The following is a 24035-nucleotide window of genomic DNA, read 5'->3' as shown; positions in this document are numbered from 1 at the left end:
GGGGCAAGGCTGCGACTACATTTGCGGCTGCTCCACCAGCCCCGGCGCTCCCCGCGCGGCGGCGCAACCCACAGAACGTGTCGGCTAAAGCGGACTCCCTCTCCATCGAAAACAAGTGGCTGCGCCAGGCCCGGCGCCGTCCGGGCACGGGCCTGCTGCGGGGGGTGCTGGGCTCCGTGCTGGTGCATGCGCTGCTGCTGAGCCTGGTCTTCGGCGGCGCCGAGTACGGCCTGCCGGGGCTCGTCTTTCCCTGGCAGGTGCGGCGCGGCGAGGTGCCGGAGCTGCGCGTGGTGCTCGAAGCGCTGGCGCCAGCGGCACCCGTGGAGAGCCCGCCGGCACCGACCGCGACGGGCACGGCGCCGGCCGCTGCGCCCCCTGCTGCCCGGCCGCCGGCGCCGGTGGCGGCGCCTGCCGCGCCTGCCGCGCCTGCCGCGCATGCACCCGGCCCCGCCGTGGTGGCCATGTCTTCGGCAGACAGCGACGCCGCGCAGCAGGACCGGGCCCGCCAGCAGGCCGAACGCGAAGCGACCCTGGCAGCCGCACGGGCCCAGGTCGCGCGCGCCGAGGCGGCCCGGCAGGCCGAAGCAGCGCTGCGGGCGAGCCGGCACGCCCAGGCCGCTGCGCGCGAAGCCGAACGCCGCGCAGCCGCATTGGCGGCACAGCAGCAGGCGGCACGCCAGGATGCGGAGCGCCGGGCGGCCGCGCAGTTGGCCAGCGCGCAGCAGGAGGCGGTGCACCGCGAAACCGCTGCGCAACAGGCTGCGCAGGCAGCCGATCAGGTGGCCGCGCTGGAGCGCCAGGAGGCAGAGCGCCACGACGCTGAACGCCAGCAGGCGGCGCAGGCCGAGGCGGCGCGGCTCGCGCAGGAACGCGAGACGGCCGAGCAGCTGGCCGCAGCGCAGCAGCTGGCGCGAGCCGCCGAGTCGGCGCGCCAGGAAGCGGCCCGGCGGCAGGCCGAGCAGCGCGAAGCGGCCCAGCAGGAGGCGGCGCGCCAGCAAAGCGCCCAGGCGCAGGCCATGCGCCTGGAGGCCGAGCGTGCCGAGGCTGCGCTGCAAGCCGCGGCGCAGCAGGAACTGGCCCGCCAGCAAAGCGCCAGGGCCGAGGCCGCCCGGCAGGAGACCGCGCGCGCCGAGGCCGCTGCGCAGGAGGCCGTGCGGGTGGAGGCCGAACGCGCTGCGGCCGCACGGCAAGCCGCAGCGCTGCAGGAGGCGGCCCGCCAGGAAGCGGCGCGGGCGCAAGCCCTGCGCCGGGAAGCCGAGCAGGCCGAAGCCGCGCGTCAGGCCGCCGCACAACAGGAAAGCGCCAGGGCCGAAGCGGCCCGGCTGGAAGCCGCACGCGCCGAAACAGCCCGCCAGGAAACGGCACGCGCAGAGACCCTGCGCCAGGAAGCCGAACGTGCCGAGGCGGCCCGGCAAGCCGCCGCACAGCAGGAAGCTGCGCGCCAGGACAGCGCCAGGGCAGAAGCAGCCCGACAGGACACTGCACGCGCCGACGCCGCGCGCCAGGAGGCAGCCCGCGCAGAGGCCGTGCGCCGCGAAGCCGAGCAGGCCAACGCGCGCCAGGCTGCCGCGCAAGAAGCCGCACAAGCAGCCGCGCAACAAGAGGCCGCACGACAGGAGGCCGCGCGCCAGCAAAGCGCCCACGACGAAGCCGCGGCCCAGCAGGAGGCCGCGCGCGCACAGGCCGCCGCCCAGGACGCCGCTCGCCAGCAGGCCGAGCAGCGCCAGGCCCCCGCCCCCAGCGATGCGGCCCAGCGCGAAGCCGCCCGCCGCGAGGCCGCGCGCGCCTACGAGGTCCAGCGCGAAGAGCGGCTGCGCGCCATCGGGCGCCAGCTCAACGCCGAGGCCGACCAGCGCGCCGCGGCCGAAGCCGCCGCCCGGTCCGCGCCCGACCTGCCCTCGTCCTGGAGCAATGCCCGACGCGGCCGCATCCTCGGGCGCGGCAACCCGAACGAGGAACTGCGCCTGTACGGCGACGCCTGGAGCCGCAAGATCGAACTCAACATGGGTTTCGACGAGATCCGCGAGATGACCCGCCAGCCGCACCAGCCCCCGGTCGTGACCGTGGCCGTGCGCCGCGACGGCTCGGTCGAGTCCATCACCTTCGAGCGCTCCAGCGGCGTTGCGGCCATCGACGAGGCCGTGCGCGGCATCGTGCGGGCCCAGGCCAACTACCCGCAGTTCCCGCCCAAGCTGGCGCGCGACTTCGACGTGGTGGACATCCGCCGCACCTGGCATTTCGACGTGGCGATCCGCCTCTACTAGAAATCCCCAGGCCTGTCGCAAGCAGCGACAGGCGCGTCGCTGCCTGCGCGGCGCAGCTGTCGCAATGTGCGCCACGCCGCCCCGCCATTCCCCGCTCTCCCTCTGGAGACTCCCCCGGTGTTTGTCCCAATCCATGCGGGCCTGCCGCTTGCACTCCTTGAGGCCAGCCACCGCATGTCGCGGGGCCAACACTGACAGACGGAGTCAACAATGGACATGCTCGAACCCGGCAAATTCGGTACCGCCGTGCCTTTCAAGAAGCGCTACGGCAACTTCATCGGCGGCACCTGGGTGGAGCCGGTGGACGGCCAGTACTTCGAGAACGTCACGCCGATCACGGGCAAGCCGTTCTGCGAGGTGCCGCGCTCCAAGGCGGCCGACATCGAACTGGCGCTGGACGCCGCGCACAAGGCCAAGGCCGCCTGGGGCAAGACCTCCACCACGGAGCGCGCCAACATCCTGAACAAGATCGCCGACCGCATGCAGGAGAACATCGAGCTGCTGGCCACGGCCGAGACCTGGGACAACGGCAAGCCGATCCGCGAGACCATGGCCGCCGACCTGCCGCTGGGCATCGACCACTTCCGCTACTTCGCGGCCTGCGTGCGCGCCCAGGAAGGCGGCATCAGCCAGATCGACAACGAGACCTACGCCTACCACTTCCACGAGCCCATCGGCGTGGTGGGCCAGATCATTCCCTGGAACTTCCCGCTGCTGATGGCCATCTGGAAGCTGGCGCCCGCGCTGGCCGCCGGCAACTGCGTGGTCTTGAAGCCCGCCGAGCAGACGCCAGTCTCCATCCTGGTGCTGGCCGAACTGATCGGCGACCTGCTGCCGCCCGGCGTGCTGAACATCGTCAACGGCTTCGGCGTGGAGGCCGGCAAGCCGCTCGCATCGTCCAACCGCATCGGCAAGATCGCCTTCACGGGCGAGACCACCACCGGCCGGCTGATCTCGCAATACGCCAGCCAGAACCTGATCCCGGTGACGCTGGAGCTGGGTGGCAAGAGCCCCAACATCTTCTTCGCCGACGTGCTGGACAAGGACGACGGCTTCTTCGACAAGGCGCTCGAAGGCTTCGCGATGTTCGCGCTGAACCAGGGCGAGGTCTGCACCTGCCCGAGCCGCGCGCTGATCCAGGAATCCATCTACGACCGCTTCATGGAACGCGCGCTGGCCCGCGTGAAGGCCATCAAGCAAGGCAGCCCGCTGGACATGGCCACCATGATCGGCGCGCAGGCATCGGGCGAGCAGCTGGAGAAGATCCTGTCGTACCTGGACATCGGCCGCCAGGAAGGCGCGGCCGTGCTGACCGGCGGCGCGCGCGCCGAACTGGACGGTGACCTGGCCGGCGGCTACTACGTGCAACCCACCGTGTTCCTGGGCCACAACAAGATGCGCATCTTCCAGGAGGAGATCTTCGGCCCCGTGGTCTCCGTCACCACCTTCAAGGACGAAGAGGAAGCGCTGGCGATCGCCAACGACACGCTGTATGGCCTGGGTGCCGGCGTCTGGAGCCGCGACATGAACCGCGCCTTCCGCATGGGCAAGGGCATCCAGGCCGGCCGCGTGTGGACCAACTGCTACCACCAGTACCCCGCGCACGCCGCCTTCGGTGGCTACAAGCAGTCGGGCATCGGCCGCGAGAACCACAAGATGATGCTGGACCACTACCAGCAGACCAAGAACCTCTTGGTCAGCTACAGCGAAAGCAAGCTGGGCTTCTTCTGAGCCGCTGACACCCCGTTGTGCCCACGCCTGGCGCACCAGGCTGGGCTGCCGCATGCCCGAACGACGACGAGACACACCATGAAGACCGCACGCCCCTTGATCGCGGCGCTGGCCCTGGCCCTGGCCACCAGCGCGTTCGCCCACGGCGACATGGCCCCGCAGGCCGTGGACACGCACACCCTGCCCCAGCTCGGCGACAAGCCGCTGGACGCCAACCCCTACAGCGCACTGGGCAGCAAGGCCACCGCGAACGGCGAAGCCGTGCGCATCGGCAGCTCCGCCTACAACGCCAATTGCGCGCGCTGCCACGGGCTGGAGGCCAAGTCCGGCGGCATCGCGCCCGACCTGCGCAAGCTCAACGCCGACTGTGGCGACGCCAAGAAGCCCGACAAGGCCTGCATGGCCGAGATGGACCAGTACTTCTTCAGCACCGTGGTGCAGGGCCGCACGCGCGACGGCCGCGTCTACATGCCGCCGTTCAAGGACATCTTCACGCAGGAAGCCGTCTGGGCCATCCGCAGCTACGTCGACAGCAAGAAGCCCGACTGACCACCGATTCACCACCGAGGAGACCACCGCAATGCACAAGACCACCATCGCCATCGCCGCAGCCCTGCTGCTGGCCGCCGCCGCCCACGCGCAGACCGACAGCCCCACCGTGAGCTGGGACGAGATCGCCAACGACCACGCCAGCACCAAGGACGTGCTCTCCTACGGCATGGGCCTGAAGGGCCAGCGCTTCTCCACGCTCAAGCAGATCGACCGCAGCAACGTGGCCAAGCTCACGCCGGCCTGGAGCTTCTCGTTCGGCGGCGAGAAGCAACGCGGCCAGGAGACGCAGGCCCTGGTGCACAACGGCGTGGTCTACGTGACGGCCTCGTACTCGCGCATGTTCGCGCTCGACGCCAAGACCGGCAAGCAGCTGTGGGCCTACGAGCACCGCCTGCCCGACGACATCCGGCCCTGCTGCGACGTGGTCAACCGCGGCGCCGCGATCTACGGCGACAAGGTCTACTTCGGCACGCTGGACGCGCGCGTGGTGGCCCTGAACAAGGACACCGGCAAGGTGGTCTGGAACAAGAAGTTCGGCGACCACAAGGTGGGCTACACCATGACCGGCGCGCCCACGCTGGTGAAGGAAAAGAACGGCCGCGTGCTGCTGATCCACGGCAGCTCGGGCGACGAGTTCGGCGTGGTCGGCTGGCTGTTCGCGCGCGACCCGGACACCGGCGAAGAGGTCTGGGCCCGCCCGCTGGTCGAGGGCCACCAGGGCCGGCTGGACGGCAAGCCCAGCACCCACACGGGCGATCCCAAGGCACCCTCCTGGCCCGCCGACCCCAAGAGCGCCACCGGCAAGGTCCAGCCCTGGAGCCAGGGCGGCGGCGCACCGTGGCAGAGCGCCACCTACGACCCCGAGACCAACACCATCGTGATCGGCGCGGGCAACCCCGCGCCCTGGAATGGCAACCTGCGCACCCCGCAGGGCGGCGACCCGTCCAAGTACGACAGCCTGTTCACCTCGGGCCAGGCCTATGTGGACGCGACCACGGGCGAACTCAAGGGCTTCTTCCAGCACACGCCCAACGACACCTGGGACTTCTCGGGCAACAACGAGATCGTGCTGTTCGACTACAAGGACAAGAACGGCAAGACCATCAAGGCGGGCGGCCACGCCGACCGCAACGGCTTCTTCTTCGTCACCGACGTGAACAAGCTGGCCACGGGCGCGGGCTACCCGAACAAGCCCACGGCGCTGCTGGCGGCCTACCCCTTCGTGGACGGCATCACCTGGGCCAAGGGCTTCGACCTCAAGACGGGCAGGCCGATCGAGAACCCGAACCAGCGCCCCAAGCAGCCGGCCGAAGGCCAGGACAAGGGCGAGGCGGTGTTCGTCTCGCCACCCTTCCTGGGCGGAAAGAACTGGAACCCGATGAGCTACAGCCCGGAGACCGGCCTGTTCTACATCGCGGCCAACCACTGGGGCATGGACTACTGGGCCGAGCACCTGGCCTACAAGCCCGGCTCGGCCTACCTGGGCATGGGTTTCCGCATCAAGCGCCTGCACGACGACCACGTGGGCACGCTGCGCGCGCTGGACCCGCAGACCGGCAAGATCGCCTGGGAGAAGAAGGAGGTCTATCCGCTGTGGGCCGGCACGCTGGCCACGGCCGGCGGCCTGGTGGTGACGGGCACCTCGAACGGCTACGTGAAGATCTTCGACGCGAAGACCGGCGACGAGCTCTGGAAGTTCCAGACCGGCTCGGGGATCATCGCGATCCCGACCACCTGGGAGCAGGACGGCGAGCAGTACATCGGCATCGCCTCGGGCTATGGCGGCGCCGTGCCGCTGTGGGGTGGCGACATGGCCGACCTGACCAAGACCGTGACCCAAGGCGGCTCGTTCTGGGTCTTCAAGCTGCCGAAGGTCTGAGATGCATGCGCTGCACACCCTGATCGGCGTGGCGGCGCTCGCGGCATCCCTGGGTGCCGCGGCCCAGACCACGGTCTCCACCTGCACCCCCGGCCCGCGCGCGCAGTGCGCCGGTGCCGATCTGCGCTTCGCCAACCTCGTGGGCAAGGACCTGCAGGGCGCGAACTTCCGCGGCGCGAACCTGGACCGCGCCGACCTGCGCGCGGCCAACCTGGTCGGCGCGGACTTCACCGACGCCAGCGCGCTGGCCGCGCAGTTCGGCAAGGCCTACCTGGCGCAGGCGCGCTTCGTGCGGGCCCGGCTGGTCGGCGCGGACTTCGAGTCGGCGCGCATGAGCAAGTCCGACTTCGCGCAGGCCGACCTCACGGCCGCCAACCTCTCGGGCGCCTGGTCCATCGGCACCCGCTACGAGGGCGCGCGGCTGGACAGCGCCGACGTGCAGGAGACCAAGTTCAGCACGTCGACCTTTCGCAACGCCTCGATGCGCGGCACCAAGCTGCGCTTCGCGGTGTTCTCCGATGTGGATTTCGAGGGCTGCACGGGCTGCCCCGTCGATTGGTAGGAAATGGCATCCATGAAAACGACGTTCCTCTTGCTGTCCGGCCTGTTGCTGGCCGGCGCCGCGCAGGCCAGGACCTGCGCGCTCACCATCGGCTCGACCGACCAGATGCAGTTCGACCAGGCCGAGCTCAAGGTGGCGGCCGACTGCACGACGGTGGAGCTCACGCTCAAGCACACGGGTCAGCTGCCGGTCACGGCCATGGGGCACAACTGGGTGCTGACCGAGACAGCAGCCATGCGCTCGGTCGCACTGGCCGGCATGAATGCGGGCGTGGCGTCCAACTACGTCAAGCCCGGCGACGAGCGCGTGCTGGCGGCCACGCCCGTCATCGGCGGCGGTGCCAGCACCAAGATCAGCTTTTCCACCGCCAAGCTCACCAAGGGCGGCGACTACAGCTTCTTCTGCTCCTTCCCCGGCCACTGGTCGGTGATGAAGGGCAAGCTGGTGTTCGGGTGACGCCGTGGTCGACCGTGTCACCGCCACACCAGCCGCGCTGGTGCTGATCGCGCAGCTGCGCACGCGGCACGGCCCGCTGATGTTCCACCAGTCGGGTGGCTGCTGCGACGGCAGCGCGCCCATGTGCTACGGCGCGGGCGAGTTCATCGTGGGCGACTACGACCGGTTGCTCGGCGCCATCGGCGGCATGCCGTTCTACATCAGCGGGCCGCAGTTCGAGTATTGGCAGCACACGCAGCTCATCATCGACGTGGTGCCGGGACGTGGCGGCATGTTCTCGCTGGAGGGGCCGACGGGCCAGCGCTTCCTGACGCGTTCGCGGCTGTTCACGGACGCCGAATGGGCCGAACTGCAGGCTACAGAAAGCGCAGGAAAAGCCGATACCGCATGAACGGGCCGCCATCCGGGCGCCCCCCTTCACCGAGGTGCCGCCCCGCATGACCACCGTATCCGCCGTCGGCAGCACGGCATGGGCCACCAGCACGGCCCTGGCACGCCAGCCCGGGGCCGCGACCACGGCCACGCCGCCGTCCACCGTGCTGCAGCTTGCGCGCAGCGAGCCAGCCCCCGTCGTCTACGACCGCCCGACCGGTCCGACCCGCAGCTGGGCCAGCACACCGGGCGACGCGATCAGCAGCCTGATGCAGCGCAATGCCGCCAACGGCACGGGCAGCCTGGCGTCGCAGTGGCGTGGCCTGGGCGGCGCCCTGCTCACGCGGCTGGCCGAACAAGGCGGCGACTACCGGCAGACGCTGGTCCAGCACGCCAGCGGCGTGGCTGCCAGCGATGCGCTGGCCAGCGCGCGCGACAGCGCCGTGACGCTGCAGCTGCGCATCCGCACGCAGTCGGGCGCGACGGTGGACCTGTCCATCGCCGTGAACCGTGGGTCGGGTCCCGTGCAGGGCGGCCTGCAGGTGGACATGCGCAGCAGCGGCGCGCTGACCGATGCCGAACGCAAGGCCCTGGGCGCACTGGCCGAGGGTTTCGACAAGGCCCTCGCCGGCCTGGGCCGCGCGGATGCGCCGCAGCTGGACCTGTCCGGCCTGCTGGCCTACGACGCCAAGCAGCTGTCGTCGATCGAACTCACGGTGCGCAGCCCGCAGGCGGACGACCCGCTGCGCAACTTCAGCCTGCAGGCCAACGCGCGCGAGAAGCGCGTAGACGTGCAGGGCGTGGCCGGCGATCTGTCGCTGCGCCTGGACGCCGCGGCGCCGCTGGCGGCCGCGCGCGAGGACGTGCGCCAGGCCAGCATCGCCCGGTACCTCGCGCAGTTCGAGGCCGCCGGCGAGCGTGGCCACATCGGCGCCGAACTGGTGGACCAGCTGCGCCAGGCCTTCATGCAGCTGCATGGCGCGAACGGCAGCCAGGCCCAGGCGCTGGACGGCACGCCCCAGGCCGTGCAGAACCAGGTGGCGCCGCTGCTGAGCGGGCTGGCGGACTTCGAACTGCGCATCGAAGGCGAGTTCAGCAAGACCAACAAGAACGGCTACCTGACCGAGGTCAGCCAGGCCAGCTACGCCGTCGCGCAGCAGACCAGCGTGCAGCGCACGAGTGCCACGGGCGACATCACCGTGACGCAGACGCGCAGCGCCGTGCTGCAGGCGCAGGTCCTGCGCGCACTCGGCGAGGCCGAGATCGACCTCCGGGGTGGCAACTACCACCGCACCGACATCGACGACCAGAGCCGTGGCACGACCACGGTGGCGACCGCCCAGGGCCGGCTCGTGCGCGCCGACGCCGAGCAGGCGGACCAGCAGTTGCTGACCTATGCCAAGCTGCTCAACCACCGCGCCGTGGAGACGCACACCGAGCCGCGTGAGCGACACACACGCGAGGATCTGCTGCCCAGCGTGCGGTAGATTGCGGCCCTTTCGGCCGCCCTCTTCCGCATGACCAGCACCACCTCCCGATCCGCCCGTGCGCCGCGCCCCCTGGCCGGCGTGCGCATCCTGAGCCTGGCGCTCAACCTGCCTGGCCCCGCCGCGCTGATGCGTTGCCGCGCCATGGGCGCGACCTGCGTCAAGCTGGAGCCGCCCGCGCCCGACGGTGGCCCGGGCGACCCCATGGCGATCTACGCGCCGGCCGCCTACGCCACCCTGCACGACGGCGTGCGCGTGCTGCAGGCCAATCTCAAGACCGAGCCAGGCCAACAAGCCTTGCACAAGGAACTGGCCCGCACCGACGTGCTGCTGACCTCGTTCCGCCCCTCGGCGCTGGCCAAGCTCGACCTGGGCTGGCGCAAGCTGCACCGGCTGTACCCGCAGCTATCGCAGGTGGCCATCGTCGGCGCCACGGGCGAGCGCGCCGAGGAGCCCGGCCACGACCTGACCTACGTGGCCGAGCACGGCCTGGTCAACGGCCTGGAGCTGCCGCCCACGCTGTACGCCGACATGGGCGGCTCGCTGGCCGCCAGCGAGGCCGTGCTGCAGGCCCAGCTGCTGCGCGCGGCCAAGGGCACAGGCGGGTTCCTCGAAGTGGCGCTGGCCGATGCGGCCGCCTACCTGGCGCTGCCGCGCGCCTGGGGGCTCACCACGGCCAAGGGCTCGGTCGGCGGTGCGCATGCGGGCTACCGCGTCTACCCCTGCAAGGACGGTCGTGTGGCCGTGGCCGCGCTGGAGCCACATTTCGCCAAGGCGCTGTGCGCGGCGGCCGGTGTGGACGATGCGTCGCGCAAGGGCATGCTGGCGGCCTCCACGCACGCCGCCGTGGCCGCGTTCTTCGCCACGCGCACGCGCAAGCAGCTGGAGAAACTGGGGCACGAGAAGGACATTCCGCTGCACGGGTTGCCGCGCTGATGGTCCGCTGCATCTGCTTCGACTGGGGCGGCACGCTGATGGCCGAGGACGGCCCGCAGGACCGGGCCATGGCCCTGTGGCCGCAGGTCGAGGCGATGCCGGATGCGCACGCCACGCTGGCCGCGCTCGGCGCGCACTGGCCCTTGCACATCGCGACCAATCAACGCCAATGGCGCCGACCAAGTACGGCGTCCAAGGAGGTGCTGGGACGGCATTCGCAGCAGATGCCGGACGGCTGGCTGGACCAAGCCGCGACGCGTGGAGAAGCCGTGCGTTCTGACCATCAGGCTTGAAAGGAGCGGCACGGGCCACAACCCGCCATCAGAACTTCGTCCACGTAGAAGGAGCGTCGGCCTGAACTGAAATGGCCTCAATGTCACCCACAAAACATGCGCAGCAAGAATAATGTAGCATGATAAGTTACATGAAAAAAGAGGCTCAATCAACCTTCTCCGACAAAGCCGCTGTGTCGACCTACGCCGTTCGCACCGCTCGAATTGTCCCCGCGCTCCACGACCTGCATCGGATGGCTGGCCTTCTGCTTGCGGAGGGGCAGCGTCCAGACGCCCGTGTGCTGGTGCTCGGCGCTGGCGGCGGCATGGAACTGAAGGCCTGGGCCGAGCTACACCGCGGCTGGAGTTTTGTTGGCATCGACCCCTCGGAAGAGATGCTCGAACTTGCACGGATAACCACTGCTGAGCACGTTTCGCGCATCGCACTTCAAGCTGGCTACATCGACGACGCGCCGCAGAATGAGTTCGACGCGGCCGCCTGCCTTCTCACGTTCCACTTTCTGAAGCCGCCTGAGCGTTTGCGAACACTGCAGGCCATCGGCTCTCGGCTCAAGCCTGGCGCACCTTTCGTCATGGCCCACTACAGCTTCCCGACGGCTGACGATGGGGCCGACAGATGGCTTGGACGGGTTGCTCGCTACGCTGAAAGCAACGGCCAAGGCCCGGGAGACTTCACTGCGTTGAAGCAACTTCCGGTGCTGTCGCCAGAAGACGAGATGCGCATGCTGCACACAGCGGGTTTCGTGGACGTCGAACTCTTCTACACAGCTCTCGCTTTCAGAGGATGGGTGGCTCGAAAGCTTGCTGCTGGGGAAGGCCGTCGACCTGCCGAAACGCCAGGCCGTATCAAAGTCTCGAGAGAGCCCTCAATCGGCCAATGGACCAAAGCGCCATCGCACCGCTGATCTGCACGCCGAAAGACGGACAGCGCAAGCCAAGGAATGCACCACTGTTGTCGCGGAACGAGCGCCGCTGCAAAGGCTGCTGCAACCTCGCCCCAGCGCCAGCCCTCAGCCTTTCCTCGTGCGCATCGCGAACACCCAGGTCGCAGCCAGCAGCACAGCACCCAGGAACACCATGACCGCCGAAAGGCCCCATGCCGCAGCGATCGGGCTGGTCAGCGCCTGCACGACGGCCGCACCGGCGAAGAACGAAAGATTGATGGCAGCCAGGGCCTTGCCGGCATGTTCCGGCGCCACCACCGCGCGGCCCATCGCGAACAGCAGCGGCTGCACGGCGATGGCGGCGCCGAACAGCAGGAACGCCGCGACGTCGAAGCCCACCGGCAACACGGCGCCACCGAGCCACTGCGACACCCAGCCGCCCGGCCGCGCGGCTGCGACGGCGAACAGCGCCAACGCGGCGACCAGGTGGCCGGCGAGCAGCAGATGGCGGCGGTTGCCGCTGCGGCGGTCGATCACGCCGTAGAGCATCGGCCCGACCACCAGGGCGATGGTCAAGGGCAGCAGCGCGTTGCCCGCCTCGATGCGCCCGAGGTGCCGCACGTCCATGAGCCAGGGGCCGCCCCACAGGCCGCGCACGGCGATGGCCGCCGCAAAGGACGAAAAGGCCAGCACGACGATGCCGCGCAGTTGCGGCGACAGCCCGATCCGCACCACCTCCTGCGCCTCCGACCGGATGGTCCGCCCGGTGGCCGCAGGACCGGGGCCCGCATTCGAGACGAAGAACGTGACCAGCGCCGCGATGACCACGGCGAAGATGGCAGCGGCCCAGAAGCCGGCGCGCCATCCATGGTGTTCGATCAGCCACGCCAGCGGACTGGCGGACAGCAGCATGCCCGTGTTGCCGACGCCCTGGATCAGCCCGGACCACAGGCCGAACTGCTGGGGCGTCAGCAGCTTGGCGGCCAGCGTCATCGGGCACAGCAGCATGCCGCAGCAGCCGATGCCCAGCACGACCTGGGCGAGCAGGAAGCCGCTGGCGCCACCGACCGTGGCGGCCAGCACGGCACCGACTGCCACGATGGCCAGCAGCGTCAGCGCGACGCTGCGCACGCCGTAGCGGTCGAGCGCCACGCCGACCGGAATCTGGCCTGCCGCGAACGCGATGTGGTAGGCGCCTGTCAGGCTGGCGAGGCTGGCCGCGCTCACCCCGATGTCAGCGCCGATCACATCGGTCGCCACCGCGGGCAGGGTCCGCAACAGGTTCGACAGCATGTGCCCCAGGGCCAGCACCAACAGCGGAACGCCGAACAGGAAGACCGCGCGGCTTGACGCCGCCGGGCGCCGATGCGCCATGGTTGAACCAGCCTTGCTCACGCTACTGTCCCCTGTTTCGTTTTGTGTCGTGCGTCCGTGCCGCTCCAGCGGAGCGGCGCGCGCGATTCTAGGAAGGTTCGCGGTGAGCGGACCGGTGGCGGACGAATCGCGGCCGGCACAGCCAGGTGCGCGGCGCCGAAGCGCGGCTCTTAAGTTTCGCCTAAGGCCCAAAGGACACACTGCAACCCGGCAGCCCGCTTTCCTCCCCCTCCCTCACAGGGGCTGCCCTTGACCCGCGCTTGCCGCGGGTCTCTCTTTGGGGCCACGCCAAGCTCTTGATCCCACGTCCCATGGGCACCCTGGAAACACTGCAGTCACTCGGCATTGCGCTTCCCAGCCCGTCCTACCTCGCTGGCGCCGTGCTGTTCGGCCTTGCGGGACTGGCGGCATACGGGTACGGCAAGCGGGTCGGTCGGGCGCGCACCAGATGGCTGGGCGTCGCTCTGATGTTCTATCCCTATGCGGTGGCGCAGACCTGGCTGCTGTATCTCGTGGGAACGGCGCTGTGCGTGGGCATCCTCGTTGACCGCGGCTGAGAGCCTTTCACCCCAGCCCTATCCCTGGCTGGCCCGGCGCACTAGCCAGGCCGCCGCCGCGGGCGCCAGCGCGAAGCTGGCAAACAGCCAGACGGCGGCCGACTGTGCACCCGCCACCCCGCCCGGCGCCGTGAGCCCCGCCGCATTCGCCACCAGGCCGGCGATGGCCGCGCCGATGGCCATGCCGTACAGCTGCACGGTGGTGATGGCGGCCGAGGCCAGGCCGCCCTCGCCCGCCGGGGCCAGGCGCAGAACGCGCGTCAGCAGATGCGGCCAGCCCACGCCCACGCCGGCCCCCACGGCGGCCAGCGCGAGGCCGCACAGCAGCATGTGCGCGCCAGCAGCGAGGCCATCGCCCAGCGGAATCAGCACGGCCAGGGCAAGCAGGCCGAAGCTGCACAGCACCGGGCCGGCGCGCAGCAGGCGTGCGGCGCCGGCATCGCCACGGCCCGAGGACAGCAGCGAGCCCGCGCTCCAGCCGGCCGCCATCGCAGCGGTCAGGTAGCCGGCCGCCAGCGGCGTGTAGCCGTGCAGGGTCTGCAGGAAGTACGGGACGTAGATTTCGGTGATGGTGCCGACCAGCAGCAGCGCCACGCAGCCATAGACCGCGCCCAGCGACGAGCCCAGCACCGTGGCGCCCCGCGGCAGCAGGCGCACGGCCGCGCGCCGGTCCAGCGCGATGGCGGCCGCGCCCAGCGCCAGGCCCATCAGCACGCCCGCGCCCTGCCAGGCCAGCTGCGGCGACAGGCTGGCCGCCGCGACGGCCAGCACCGAGGTCGCCAGCAGCGCGATCTGGCGCACGGCGATGGCAGGCTTGTCGTCGGCCGCTCCACTGCCGCGCAGCTGCACCGCCACCAGCACGGCCTGCAGCGCCGACACCGGCAGCAGCGTCCAGAACGCCCAGCGCCAGTGCCCGGCCTGCGCGAACAGCCCGCCCACGGCCGGCCCGCACAGCGTGGCCACGCCCCACATGCCCGAGACCAGCGCGACGGCGCGCGGCCACAGCGGCGGCGCGAACACCACGCGGATCAGCGCATAGCTCAGCGCGGCCAGCATGCCGCCACCCAGGCCCTGCACGCTGCGCCCGGCCAGCATCCAGGGCATGGCCATGGCACTGGCGCAGGCGCCCGAGCCCAGCGCGAACACCGCCAGCGCCGCCAGGCAGGCACCGCGCGGCCCCAGCGCGGCCAGCAGCCGCACCGACACCGCCGCGCCGACGATGGAGGCGACGACGAACAGCGTGGTGTTCCAGGCATACCAGTCGAGCCCGCCGATGTCCTGCACCACCGAGGGCAGCACGGTGGTGACGATGTGCACGTTGATGGCGTGCAGCGCCACGCCGCCGGTCAGCGCGACGGCCAGGAGACCGTTGCGCCCGCGCAGCAGGTCGCCCCAGGAGGCGGTGGCGAAAACAGGTGTTGAGGCGGAAGAAGCGACAGCGGACATGGGGGTTCTCGACAGCGCGGCGGTCGCGCCTTAATATCAAAGCAGTTGTTTGGATATTAACCGAGGGTCCATGATTTCCACAAGCAATGACTTGGATAACCAGGCTGGCACATCGGCGGCCGAGCGCATGCTGTTCCAGGTCAAGACGCGCGGCCCGGTCTCGACCGCGCAGCTGGCGCAGGCGCTGGACATGACGCCCGAGGCGGCGCGCCAGCAGGTGAACAAGCTGCTCGCCGCCGGCCTCGTCGCCGGCCAGCAGGAGGTTGCCGTGGGCGTGGGCCGGCCGCGCCAGAACTGGGTGCTGACCGAGGCCGGGCACCGGCGCTTTCCGGACACCCATGCGCAGCTCAGCGTGCAGCTGATCGCCAGCATCCGCCAGCTGTTCGGCGAGGCTGGGCTGGACCGTTTGATCGCGCAGCGCGAAGCCGATGCGCGCACGCTGTACCAGCGCGCCTGCACCGGCAAGACGCTGGGCAAGCGGCTGGAGCAGCTGGCCGCCGTGCGCAGCAGCGAGGGCTACATGGCGCGCGTGGAGCGCGATGGCCGTGACTGGTTGCTGGCCGAGGACCACTGCCCGATCTGCACCGCGGCGCGCAGCTGCCAGGGCTTTTGCCGCTCCGAGCTGCAGCTGTTCCAGGAAATTGCCGGCCCAGATGCGACCGTCACGCGCGAGCAGCATCTGCTGGCGGGCGCGTCGCGCTGCGTTTACCGCATCGCGCCGCGGATGCCGCCTGGCGGCTGAACGCGGCTCAGCCCAGCCGCAGCCAGTGGTTGTCGAGCCGCAAGGCCGGCACCGGCCGCGTGACGACGGTGGCGGCTTCGGCCACCAGCGCCTCCTCCCGCCCACCGGCCCAGAGCCGGCCCGACTCCGCCGCCAGCGCACAGGCCTCGGTCAGGGCCGTGAAGCCCTGCCAGCGGCCGTCGGCGCCCCAGCGGGCGACGCCGTCGACCTTGGGCGTGCTGACGGCGAAGCCGCCATGGGCCCAGGCGATGTCGCCGCCGTAGCCGGCCAGCGGCTGCGGTGCTGCCGCGGTGCGCAGCGCCTTGCCGTCGAACAGGGCCAGCAACGGCGCGGCCTGTTTGGCGGCCGGGTCGCTGTGCTCGGCCTGCAGGGCGATGCCGAGCAGGCGGCCGTCCTGGCCGCCCCAGGCGATGTGGCGCAGGCTCAGGCGCGGATCGGACAGCCGCCATTGGCCCAGCAAGGCGCCATCGTGCGTGTCCAGGCGCACGAGCGAGGCGTCCATGCGTTCCAGGCCGATCTTGAGGCGGCCGGTCTCGGGCAGCGTGGGGATGCCGCCATTGGCCACGATGAGGGTGCCATCGGCACCGAGCAGCAGTTCGTGCGGGTCCATGCCGCGCGTGGGCCACTCGGCCTCTTTCTCCAGCGTGGCGGCGTCGCGCACGCCGATCAGGCCGGCGCCCGTCTCCAGGTCGGTCTCGGTGGTGTACAGGCGCCGGCCGTCGCGGCTGGCGACCACATGGCCGTTGAAGGCGCGGTCGGGTTCGATCCAGGCGGTCTGCGGCTCCGCGTCGCCGGGTTTCCAGCGCAGCAGCCAGTCGCCCGGGCGGCGTGCCACGGCCAGCACCGTGCCGCCCGCCTCGACCAGCAGGCCGTGGGCGCGCGTCGGCACGTCGAGCGCACGGGCCACGACCAGCGCGTCGGCCTGGGCGGCCAGCAGGCCGATCTGGTAGCGCGCGGCCTCGGCCGTGTCCTGCGGTGCGCACTGCCAGGCGGCGAGCAGGCGCGGCATGGCTGCAGGAGCGGACCAGGCCTGTGCTGCGGGCATGGCCAGGGCGGCGGCGCCCAGGGCCAGGCAATGGCGGCGTGTCAGCATGGCGTCAATCCCCGTCGGCATCGGAGAAGCCGATCCGGATGTTGAGCGCCGGCGCCAGTTCGGCCTCGGCGAGTTGCTTGAGGCCAGCCACGGCCCTGGACGCAGCCTGCACGCTGGCGGGCGCATCGGGCCGCGCGGCGGCCATGGCCTCGTCGACCTTGCGCACGGTGGCGGCCCATCGGTCGGCCAGCGGGTTCAGGCCGCGGCCGCGCATGTAGGTCTCCAGCGCCACGAGGTCCTTGCCCGGCTGCGGAACGCTGTCGTCGGGCGCCACGGCCAGCGTGCGCAGGCCCTGCCATTGGGCGGCCCAGGCTTCGCGCGCGAGGCCGCTGGCGGCACGCGGGTAAGCCGGCGGCTTGCCCTTGGGCGCGCTCTTGAGCGGCTTGTCCATGAACGGCCAGCGCAGGCGCTCGACGCCGCCGACCCACTGGTTCACGAGTTCGGACATCGCGACGGCAGCGGATTCGTTGGCGTCCTCGTCGTCGGGATCGGGCTGGGCGTCGGCCAGGGCCGTGAAGGCCTGGGCCAGGGCCTGGGCCTCGGCCAGCACGTTCTCGGCCAGCAGCTGGGCGTAGCGGCAGCTTGGCGTGCCGGGCGCGGGAGGCTGCGTCCAGAGCAGCCATTCGAGCGCGGGCAGGCCCTTGGCCGGCGTGCCGATGCGCTCCAGCGCGGCAGCGTCCGCTGGCGCCGCGGCGATGGCGCGGCGGATCAGCTCGGGCCGCGTGGGCGCGAAGTCGATCTGGCGCAGCGTGCGCCGTTGCAGCAGCGGGCCGATCGAGACGGCCGACAGCCGGCCCAGCGCCTGCGCCGCCTCGCCCCAGGCGCTGCGTGCCGTGGCCAGCGCGGCGCTGTCGCCCGCGGGTGCCGAGCACTGGGCCGACAGCGCGGCCACCAGCGCCTGCGCGCGCTGCTGGAAGTCCTGCGCGCGTGGCGCGTACCAGCGGCGCCAGGCGCCCTGCATGAAGTCCGGCGGGCCGTAGAACGGCAGCGCCACGTTGCCCGGCACATGCTGGGCCGCGGCGGGCAGCGCCAGCGCCGCCAGGCCGCTCAGAACGAGGCGCCTGCGCGCCACACCGAGGTTCATCACAGGGACTCCACGAACTTGGCCAGCGCCGCGCGCTCCTCGGCCGTGAACTTGATCACCGCATCGCGGCTGGCCTGGGCCTCGCCGCCGTGCCACAGCACGGCCTCGAGCACGCCGTTGGCGCGGCCGTCGTGCAGCAGCCGGGTGTGGCCGTTGACGTCCTTGATGAGGCCGATGCCCCACAGCGGCGGCGTGCGCCATTGGCGGCCGTTGGCCAGGAAGTCGGGCCGGCCGTCGGCCAGGCCCTCGCCCATGTCGTGCAGCAGCAGGTCGGTGTAGGGGTAGATGGTCTGGCCCGACAGCGCCTTGCTGGTCAGCCGCGGGAACGGCCCCTCGGCCGTGGTGTAGCTAGGCCGGTGGCAGACCGCGCACTGCGCCTGGTTGAACAGCTGCTGGCCGCGCAGCACCTGTGCGTCGGTGGCGTTGCGGCGCGCGGGCGGTGCCAGCGTGGCGGTGTAGAACACCACCTCGTCGAAGGTCTTGTCGTCCACTTCGGGCTGCTTGCCCTGGGCGCCGCGCGGGGCGGCCAGGCAGTCCTTCTGCTTAGGCATGCAGGTCTCGTCGGGGAACAGGCTGGAGGTGATGCCCATGTCGCCATGGAAGGCGCCGGCCGTCTGGTGCGCGACCGTGGCCACGTTGGCCTTCCAGCCGAAGCGGCCCAGCATCATCTTCTGCGAGGGCTGGTCCCAGACCTCGTTGGCCTGGCCGCGGATGGCCCCGCCAGCGGCCGCCTGGGCGCGTGCGTTGCCGCGGATGGCGTCCTCGGGAATGGCTTCGAGCAGGCCCATGCCGATCACCTGCGGCGCCAGCCGCGGACTGACCATCACGTCCTTGGCCATGGGGCCATAGTTCAGCCCCTTGAAGCCGTAGACGGGCTTTTGCAGCTGGTAGCGCGTGCCGTCGGCGAAGCGGCCGTGCACGGGCTCGTAGCGGATCGTGATGCTGCCCTCGGGCTTGACGCCGTTCACCGCGAAGTTGGAGAACTGGTCGCCGTAGACCGGATCGGGCAAGGGGCCGCCGGCCTTGTCCTGGCCAGGGATCGACAGGCGCAGCAGCAGGCCCACGGGTTGGTCCGACAGGCCTTTCGTGAAGTCCGGCGGCTGGCCGCGGCCGTCCTGGGTGTGGCAGCCACCGCAGGAGCGCGCGATGAAGTGCGGGCCCAGGCCGTCGCGCGCCTTGGTCGAGGCCGGTGCCTGCACCCAGTTGCGCTTGAAGAAGGAATTGCCGATCACGAAGCGCGTGCGCTCCGGGTCGGTCAGGTTGGCAGCGGGGAACGAGAAGGCGTTCTGGCCGGTGGCGTAGACCGTGGTGGCGCCGCCGACAGCGACGTCATCGGCCGGCGCCGGGTCGCCAGCCGCCCAGGCCAGGCCCAGCGAGGCCAGCGTCAGGCTGGCCGCCGCGCCTGCAAAGCGACGAGGGCTCAAGGTTGCACCAGGGTCAGTTTCGTGATGCCCAGCGCGTTGGCGGCTTCGACGATGTCCTTGGACTGCTGGGTCAGGCTGTCGATGGTGGCCTGGATCTTGGCGCGGCCCGGGTTGCCGACCTTGATGGCCTGGTCGAACGGCGCAGGGATCGCCTCGGCCGCGGCCACCGAGGTGGCGATCTGCCTGGTCGTCTTCTCGGCCACGGCGGCATCGCGCGCGGCCACCAGGTCGCGCAGGCCGGGGCCTTGCACCTGGCTGCCGTCGCGGCGCTTGAACTGGCCGAGCCAGACGTTCTGGATGCCGGTGGCATTGGCCACGGCATCGCGGTTGGTGTTGTCGGAGAAGCAGGAATGCTCGTCCTCCTGGTCCTGGCTGGCCAGCGCCACCTCGAGCCGCTCGCCGGCCAATTCGCCGCGCGACAGCGAGCCCAGGCCCACGAGCATCTTGCGGACCGACTCCATGCCGCCGCGCTCGAAGCGCGCGCGGTAGTTCTTGGCCTGGTTCGGCGCCCAGGCACGGGCCACGGAGCGCAGGTCGTCCACGAGCAGTTCGGTCACCACGCGCAGGTACTGGCGGCGGCGGTCGGCGTTGGGCTTGCCGCCATCGACGAAGTCGCTGAACGGGCGTGCGCCCGGGCCGGTCTCCGACAGATCCTGGCCCCACAGCAGGAACTCGATCGCGTGCCAGCCGGTCGCGATGTTCTCCTCGCCGTCGCGCTCGTTGAGCGAGGACAGCTGCTTCTTGCTGATCTGCAGCTTGCGGTTGTTGATGATGCCGGCGTTGGGCGCGTCGACCACGTAGTCCACATAGGACTCGTCCATGGGCCAGGCGTTGATGCGGCCCTCGGGGCCGTCGTCGCTGTCGATCGGGCCGCCGTAGAAGCGGAAGGCCTCCGTCTGGCCGTAGAACTCGCGTGCTTCCAGCCAGGCCTTGCGCGCGGCGTCCAGGCCTTCCTGCGAGGGTTTGTCGAGGAAGGCGTGGATGCTTGCCTGCAGCGCCTGGGCGCCGGCCAGTGCGTCGTCGTAGGCCGCGCTGACGAGCACGGCGTGGTGGCGCACGGCCGGCGCGATGTCGGCCGCGACCGCCTTGCTGGAGGCTGCGGGCTTGGCGGCGGGGCTCTGGGCCCAGGCCGGTGCGCAGGCCGCGGTGGTGGCGGCCAGGATCCAGGCGATGGTGGAGTGCTTCAAGGCAGTGCTTTTTGGAGTTGCGGCAAGAGCCGATTCTAGATGCGAGTGATTATCAAATTAGCGCGACTGACCACTGCCTGACTGCGTACGGGCCCGTCCCAGCGGGCGATGTGCGATCATCGCGGGTTCATTTTTACCGTCCGACAGGAGAAGACCATGGGCAACAAACTCGTTACCGAAGCGGATCGCCGCGCCACCCCCGCACCCACGCCCGCAGGCGGCCTGAGCGCCCGCCGCGCCGGCAATGGCCAGCGCGTCAGCCTGGAACGCGGCGTGGCCACGCGCAGCAAGAAGAACCCGGGCAAGCGTTCCCACAAGGGCGGTTGATCGCCCACCAGCGGCCCGTGCAACGCGGGCCGCTCCCCCCGCGAGGCATGCCGCCATGGCCACGCAATACGACATCCACCACACCACCACCTACCGCTACCGCACACCGGTCCGCTTCGGCCTGCACCGCGTGATGTTCCGGCCGCGCGACAGCCACGACCTGCGTGTGCTGGCGACCGACCTGCAGATCAGCCCGGCCGCTGCCGTGCGGCTGATCCAGGACCCGCATTCCAATTCCGTGGCACTCGTGCAGCCCGAGGGCGAGGCGACCGCGCTGACCATCGTCTGCGCCTTCACGGTCGAGCACGTGCCCTCCCCCGGCGACCTGCTGGCGCTGGCCCCGGCGGCCGAGTTCCTGCCGTTCGCCTACTCGCTGCAGGACCGGCTCGACCTGGAACACTACCTGCGCCCGCACCACGAGGACCCCGACGGCCTGCTGCTGCGCTGGGCCCACCAGTTCCTGCTGAGCGACGCGCCCAACAGCACGCGCGAGACGCTCAAGCGCATGAACGCGCACATCCACACCGCGTTCAGCTACCAGTCGCGCGACGAGGAAGGCACGCAGACGCCGCTGCAGACCCTGGCCGCGCAAGGCGGCAGCTGCCGCGACTACGCGCTGCTCATGATGGAGGCCGTGCGGCGCCTGGGCATCGCCACGCGCTTCGTCTCGGGCTACCTGTACGACCCGGCCCTGGACGCGGCGGGCCAGCAGGCCGGCGACAGCATCGTGGGTGCCGGCGCCACGCACGCCTGGCTGCAGGCCTACCTGCCCGGCGCGGGCTGGGTCGCATTCGACCCGACCAACGACCTCATGGGCAGCGGCCACCTGCTGCGCGTGGGGGTGGCGCGCGACCCGGCCCTGGCCACGCCGATCAGCGGCAGCTGGTTCGGCGAGCCCGACGCCTACGAGGGCATGGACGTGGCCGTGCAGGTCACGCGCCGCCAGGGCTGAAAGGCCGAGGAATCTAGCGCGCCTTGCCGGGCTTGCGCGCGGCCGTGCCGGCGCGCGGCGGCAGGCCCGTGTGCTGCGTCAGCAGCCGGCCCTTGACCACCTTGTCCGACACGGTCTTGACCGCCACGGCCCTGGCCTGCGGCGCCGGCGTGGAGTTCTTGCGCCGCGCGCTCTGGTAGCCACCGTCGTTGAGCGGCTGCCAGGTCGGGATCAGGTGGTGCTTGCCGTTGCCGATCAGGTCGGCCCGGCCCATGGTTTTCAAGGCTTCCCGCAGCAGCGGCCAGTTGTTCGGGTCGTGGTAGCGCAGGAAGGCTTTGTGCAGCCGGCGGCGCTTCTCGCCGCGCACGATGTCCACGCCTTCATGTTCACCCAAGCCCGCGCGCGTGATCTTGCGCAGCGGGTTGCGGTTGCTGTGGTACATCGCCGTGGCTGTGGCCATGGGGCTCGGGTAGAAGGTCTGCACCTGGTCGGCGCGGAAACCGTTCTTCTTGAGCCAGATCGCCAGGTTCATCATGTCCGAATCGCTGGTGCCCGGGTGCGCGGCGATGAAGTACGGGATCAGGTACTGCTTCTTGCCGGCCTCTTCCGAGTACTTCTCGAACATCTGCTTGAACTTGTCGTAGCTGCCGATGCCCGGCTTCATCATCTTCGACAAGGGGCCCTGCTCGGTGTGCTCGGGCGCGATCTTGAGGTAGCCGCCCACGTGGTGCTGCACGAGTTCCTTGACGTACTCGGGCGACTGCACCGCCAGGTCGTAGCGCAGGCCCGAGCCGATCAGGATCTTCTTGATGCCCTTGAGCGCGCGCGCACGCCGGTAGATCTTGATCAGCGGGTCGTGGTTGGTGGTGAGGTTGGAGCAGATGCCCGGGTAGACGCAGCTGGGCTTGCGGCAGGCGGCCTCGATCTCGGGGCTCTTGCAGCCCAGCCGGTACATGTTGGCCGTGGGACCGCCCAGGTCGGAGATGGTCCCGGTGAAGCCGGCGACGCTGTCGCGGATGGCCTCGACCTCCTTGATGATCGACTCTTCCGAGCGGCTCTGGATGATGCGGCCCTCGTGCTCGGTGATCGAGCAGAAGGTGCAGCCACCGAAGCAGCCGCGCATGATGTTCACGCTGAAGCGGATCATCTCCCAGGCCGGGATCTTGGTCGCACCGTCGTGGCTGCCGTTCTCGTCCGCATAGCGCGGGTGCGGGCTGCGCGCATACGGCAGGTCGAACACGTGGTCCATCTCGGCCGTGGTCAGCGGGATCGGCGGCGGGTTGATCCAGACGTCGCGCGCCGTGTGGCCTTCGCCGTGCGCCTGCACCAGCGCGCGTGCGTTGCCGGGGTTGGTCTCCAGGTGCAGCACGCGGTTGGCGTGGGCGTACAGGATGGGATCGGCGCGGACCTGCTCGTAGCTGGGCAGGCGGACCACGCTCTTGTCGCGCGGCGGCGGCTTCAGGGCCACGCGCGGGTTGGCGACGAACTGGATGGCCTGGATCGGCGGGTTGACCGCATTGGCCTGGTCGGCCACGGCCTGGGCCTCGTCTTCCTTGGCGCAGGTGGCGCCGTTGGCCTTGGCCTGCTCGGACACCATCAGGTAGGGGTTCACGTGCGCGTCGACGCGCCCCGGCAGGTCCACGCTGGTCGAATCGATCTCGAACCAGCCCTCGGGTGTCTCGCGCCGCACGAAGGCCGTGCCGCGCACATCGGTGATCTCGGCCACGCTCTGGCGCGCCGCCAGCCGGTGCGCCACCTCGACGATGGCGCGCTCGGCGTTGCCGTACAGCAGCAGGTCGCACTTGGCGTCCACCACGATGGAGCGGCGCACCTTGTCGCTCCAGTAGTCGTAGTGGGCGATGCGGCGCAGGCTGCCCTCGATGCCGCCCAGCACGATGGGCACCTCGGGGAAGGCCTCGCGGCAGCGCTGCGAGTAGACGATGGCCGCGCGGTCGGGCCGCGCACCGCCCACGTCGCCCGGCGTGTAGGCGTCGTCGCTGCGGATCTTGCGGTCCGCCGTGTAGCGGTTGATCATGGAATCCATGTTCCCGGCCGTCACGCCCCAGAACAGGTTGGGCTTGCCGAGTGCGCGGAAGGGCTCGGCGCTGGTCCAGTCGGGCTGGGCGATGATGCCCACGCGGAAGCCCTGGGCCTCCAGCATGCGGCCGATCACGGCCATGCCGAAGCTGGGGTGGTCCACATAGGCGTCGCCCGTGACCAGCACGATGTCGCAGCTGTCCCAGCCCAGGGCCGCCATCTCCTCACGCGAGGTCGGCAGGAACTTCGCCGTGCCAAAGCGGGCCGCCCAGTACTTGCGGTAGCTGGTCAGCGGCTTGGCGGCGCGCGCGAAAAAGGAAACGTCGACGGGGGCGTTCATCGGGTGGGGGTTGTCCTCGGAGCGGGACGGCAGGCGGGGGAACCATGGATTTTAGGCGGCAGCGCCAAGTTCCTGCC

22 protein-coding genes are annotated in these 24035 nt (G+C 70.7%); 15 read left to right on the top strand and 7 right to left on the bottom strand.

Annotation, left to right across the window (positions count from 1 at the left end):
• The first annotated feature begins 77 nt into the window (after nt 1-77).
• From ACSQ4M_RS21370 to ACSQ4M_RS21320, 11 genes are all read left to right on the top strand, one after another.
• Nucleotides 78-2264: a TonB C-terminal domain-containing protein gene (locus tag ACSQ4M_RS21370; RefSeq protein WP_436191429.1), complete on the top strand. Its 2187-nt coding sequence runs from the start codon at nt 78-80 to the stop codon at nt 2262-2264.
• A gap of 210 nt (nt 2265-2474) precedes the next feature.
• Nucleotides 2475-3995 carry an aldehyde dehydrogenase gene (gene adh, locus ACSQ4M_RS21365; protein ID WP_436191428.1) on the top strand — a complete coding sequence of 507 codons (1521 nt, stop codon included), beginning with the start codon at nt 2475-2477 and terminating at the stop codon, nt 3993-3995.
• 78 nt (nt 3996-4073) lie between these two features.
• Entirely contained in the window at nt 4074-4544 is a 471-nt protein-coding gene (pedF, locus tag ACSQ4M_RS21360; protein WP_436191427.1) for a cytochrome c-550 PedF, read from the top strand.
• A gap of 31 nt (nt 4545-4575) precedes the next feature.
• Nucleotides 4576-6426: a methanol/ethanol family PQQ-dependent dehydrogenase gene (locus ACSQ4M_RS21355; protein WP_436191426.1), complete on the top strand. Its 1851-nt coding sequence runs from the start codon at nt 4576-4578 to the stop codon at nt 6424-6426.
• A 1-nt stretch (nt 6427) separates the two neighbouring features.
• Nucleotides 6428-6988 carry a pentapeptide repeat-containing protein gene (locus ACSQ4M_RS21350; protein WP_436191425.1) on the top strand — a complete coding sequence of 187 codons (561 nt, stop codon included), beginning with the start codon at nt 6428-6430 and terminating at the stop codon, nt 6986-6988.
• A 12-nt stretch (nt 6989-7000) separates the two neighbouring features.
• Nucleotides 7001-7444, top strand: coding sequence for an azurin (gene azu / locus ACSQ4M_RS21345; protein WP_436191424.1), 444 nt, complete (start codon nt 7001-7003; stop codon nt 7442-7444).
• A 4-nt stretch (nt 7445-7448) separates the two neighbouring features.
• Nucleotides 7449-7835, top strand: coding sequence for a DUF779 domain-containing protein (locus tag ACSQ4M_RS21340; RefSeq protein WP_436191423.1), 387 nt, complete (start codon nt 7449-7451; stop codon nt 7833-7835).
• Nucleotides 7836-7881: 46 nt separating this feature from the next.
• A complete protein-coding gene (locus tag ACSQ4M_RS21335; protein WP_436191422.1) occupies nt 7882-9303 on the top strand; it encodes a hypothetical protein in 1422 nt (473 codons plus the stop codon).
• Between the two features lie 30 nt (nt 9304-9333).
• Nucleotides 9334-10239, top strand: a complete 906-nt coding sequence (locus tag ACSQ4M_RS21330; RefSeq protein WP_436191421.1) for a CoA transferase — start codon at nt 9334-9336, stop codon at nt 10237-10239.
• Complete coding sequence (locus ACSQ4M_RS21325) at nt 10239-10532, top strand: hypothetical protein (RefSeq protein WP_436191420.1); 294 nt, start codon at nt 10239-10241, stop codon at nt 10530-10532. Before ACSQ4M_RS21330 ends, ACSQ4M_RS21325 begins: the two co-directional genes overlap by 1 nt.
• A 131-nt stretch (nt 10533-10663) precedes the next feature.
• Nucleotides 10664-11437 (top strand): class I SAM-dependent methyltransferase, encoded by a 774-nt coding sequence (locus ACSQ4M_RS21320; RefSeq protein ID WP_436191419.1) that lies wholly within the window; start codon nt 10664-10666, stop codon nt 11435-11437.
• 105 nt (nt 11438-11542) lie between these two features.
• Here ACSQ4M_RS21320 and ACSQ4M_RS21315 read toward each other — a convergent pair whose 3' ends face one another.
• Nucleotides 11543-12790 carry an MFS transporter gene (locus ACSQ4M_RS21315; RefSeq protein WP_436191418.1) on the bottom strand — a complete coding sequence of 416 codons (1248 nt, stop codon included), beginning with the start codon at nt 12788-12790 and terminating at the stop codon, nt 11543-11545.
• Between the two features lie 311 nt (nt 12791-13101).
• On the opposite strand from ACSQ4M_RS21315, the gene ACSQ4M_RS21310 reads away from it, so the two are divergent.
• The gene (locus ACSQ4M_RS21310) at nt 13102-13347 is read left to right on the top strand and encodes a hypothetical protein (protein ID WP_436191417.1); all 246 of its coding nucleotides are present in this window, start codon (nt 13102-13104) and stop codon (nt 13345-13347) included.
• Between the two features lie 18 nt (nt 13348-13365).
• Here the strand turns inward: ACSQ4M_RS21310 and ACSQ4M_RS21305 are convergent, their stop codons facing one another.
• Nucleotides 13366-14793, bottom strand: a complete 1428-nt coding sequence (locus tag ACSQ4M_RS21305) for an MFS transporter (protein ID WP_436191416.1) — start codon at nt 14791-14793, stop codon at nt 13366-13368.
• Nucleotides 14794-14863: 70 nt separating this feature from the next.
• On the opposite strand from ACSQ4M_RS21305, the gene ACSQ4M_RS21300 reads away from it, so the two are divergent.
• Nucleotides 14864-15535: a helix-turn-helix transcriptional regulator gene (locus ACSQ4M_RS21300; protein ID WP_436191415.1), complete on the top strand. Its 672-nt coding sequence runs from the start codon at nt 14864-14866 to the stop codon at nt 15533-15535.
• Between the two features lie 7 nt (nt 15536-15542).
• Here ACSQ4M_RS21300 and ACSQ4M_RS21295 read toward each other — a convergent pair whose 3' ends face one another.
• From ACSQ4M_RS21295 to ACSQ4M_RS21280, 4 genes are read right to left on the bottom strand one after another with little or no spacing between them, the layout of a single operon-like run.
• The gene (locus tag ACSQ4M_RS21295; protein ID WP_436191414.1) at nt 15543-16628 is read right to left on the bottom strand and encodes a DUF1513 domain-containing protein; all 1086 of its coding nucleotides are present in this window, start codon (nt 16626-16628) and stop codon (nt 15543-15545) included.
• A 4-nt stretch (nt 16629-16632) separates the two neighbouring features.
• Nucleotides 16633-17712, bottom strand: coding sequence for an imelysin family protein (locus tag ACSQ4M_RS21290; RefSeq protein WP_436191413.1), 1080 nt, complete (start codon nt 17710-17712; stop codon nt 16633-16635).
• A complete protein-coding gene (locus ACSQ4M_RS21285; RefSeq protein ID WP_436191412.1) occupies nt 17712-19136 on the bottom strand; it encodes a di-heme oxidoredictase family protein in 1425 nt (474 codons plus the stop codon). The genes ACSQ4M_RS21290 and ACSQ4M_RS21285 overlap by 1 nt, the downstream gene beginning before the upstream one ends.
• On the bottom strand, nt 19133-20323 hold the full coding sequence (locus ACSQ4M_RS21280) for an imelysin family protein (protein ID WP_436191411.1): 1191 nt from the start codon (nt 20321-20323) through the stop codon (nt 19133-19135). Before ACSQ4M_RS21280 ends, ACSQ4M_RS21285 begins: the two co-directional genes overlap by 4 nt.
• 156 nt (nt 20324-20479) lie before the next feature.
• Between ACSQ4M_RS21280 and ACSQ4M_RS21275 the strand changes: the two genes are divergently transcribed.
• Together ACSQ4M_RS21275 and ACSQ4M_RS21270 are read left to right on the top strand one after the other, a co-directional pair.
• Nucleotides 20480-20650: a hypothetical protein gene (locus ACSQ4M_RS21275; RefSeq protein ID WP_436191410.1), complete on the top strand. Its 171-nt coding sequence runs from the start codon at nt 20480-20482 to the stop codon at nt 20648-20650.
• A gap of 55 nt (nt 20651-20705) precedes the next feature.
• On the top strand, nt 20706-21602 hold the full coding sequence (locus ACSQ4M_RS21270; RefSeq protein WP_436191409.1) for a transglutaminase family protein: 897 nt from the start codon (nt 20706-20708) through the stop codon (nt 21600-21602).
• Between the two features lie 13 nt (nt 21603-21615).
• On the opposite strand, the gene ACSQ4M_RS21265 is transcribed toward ACSQ4M_RS21270, so the two are convergent.
• Nucleotides 21616-23958, bottom strand: a complete 2343-nt coding sequence (locus ACSQ4M_RS21265) for a YgiQ family radical SAM protein (protein ID WP_436191408.1) — start codon at nt 23956-23958, stop codon at nt 21616-21618.
• Between the last annotated feature and the right edge of the window lie 77 nt (nt 23959-24035).

Origin of the sequence: Pseudorhodoferax sp. LjRoot39, assembly GCF_964253035.1 — a bacterium.
GTDB lineage: Bacteria > Pseudomonadota > Gammaproteobacteria > Burkholderiales > Burkholderiaceae_C > Pseudorhodoferax.
Note: the sequence above shows the minus strand (reverse complement) of the source record. Positions and strands in the feature narration are given on the sequence as shown.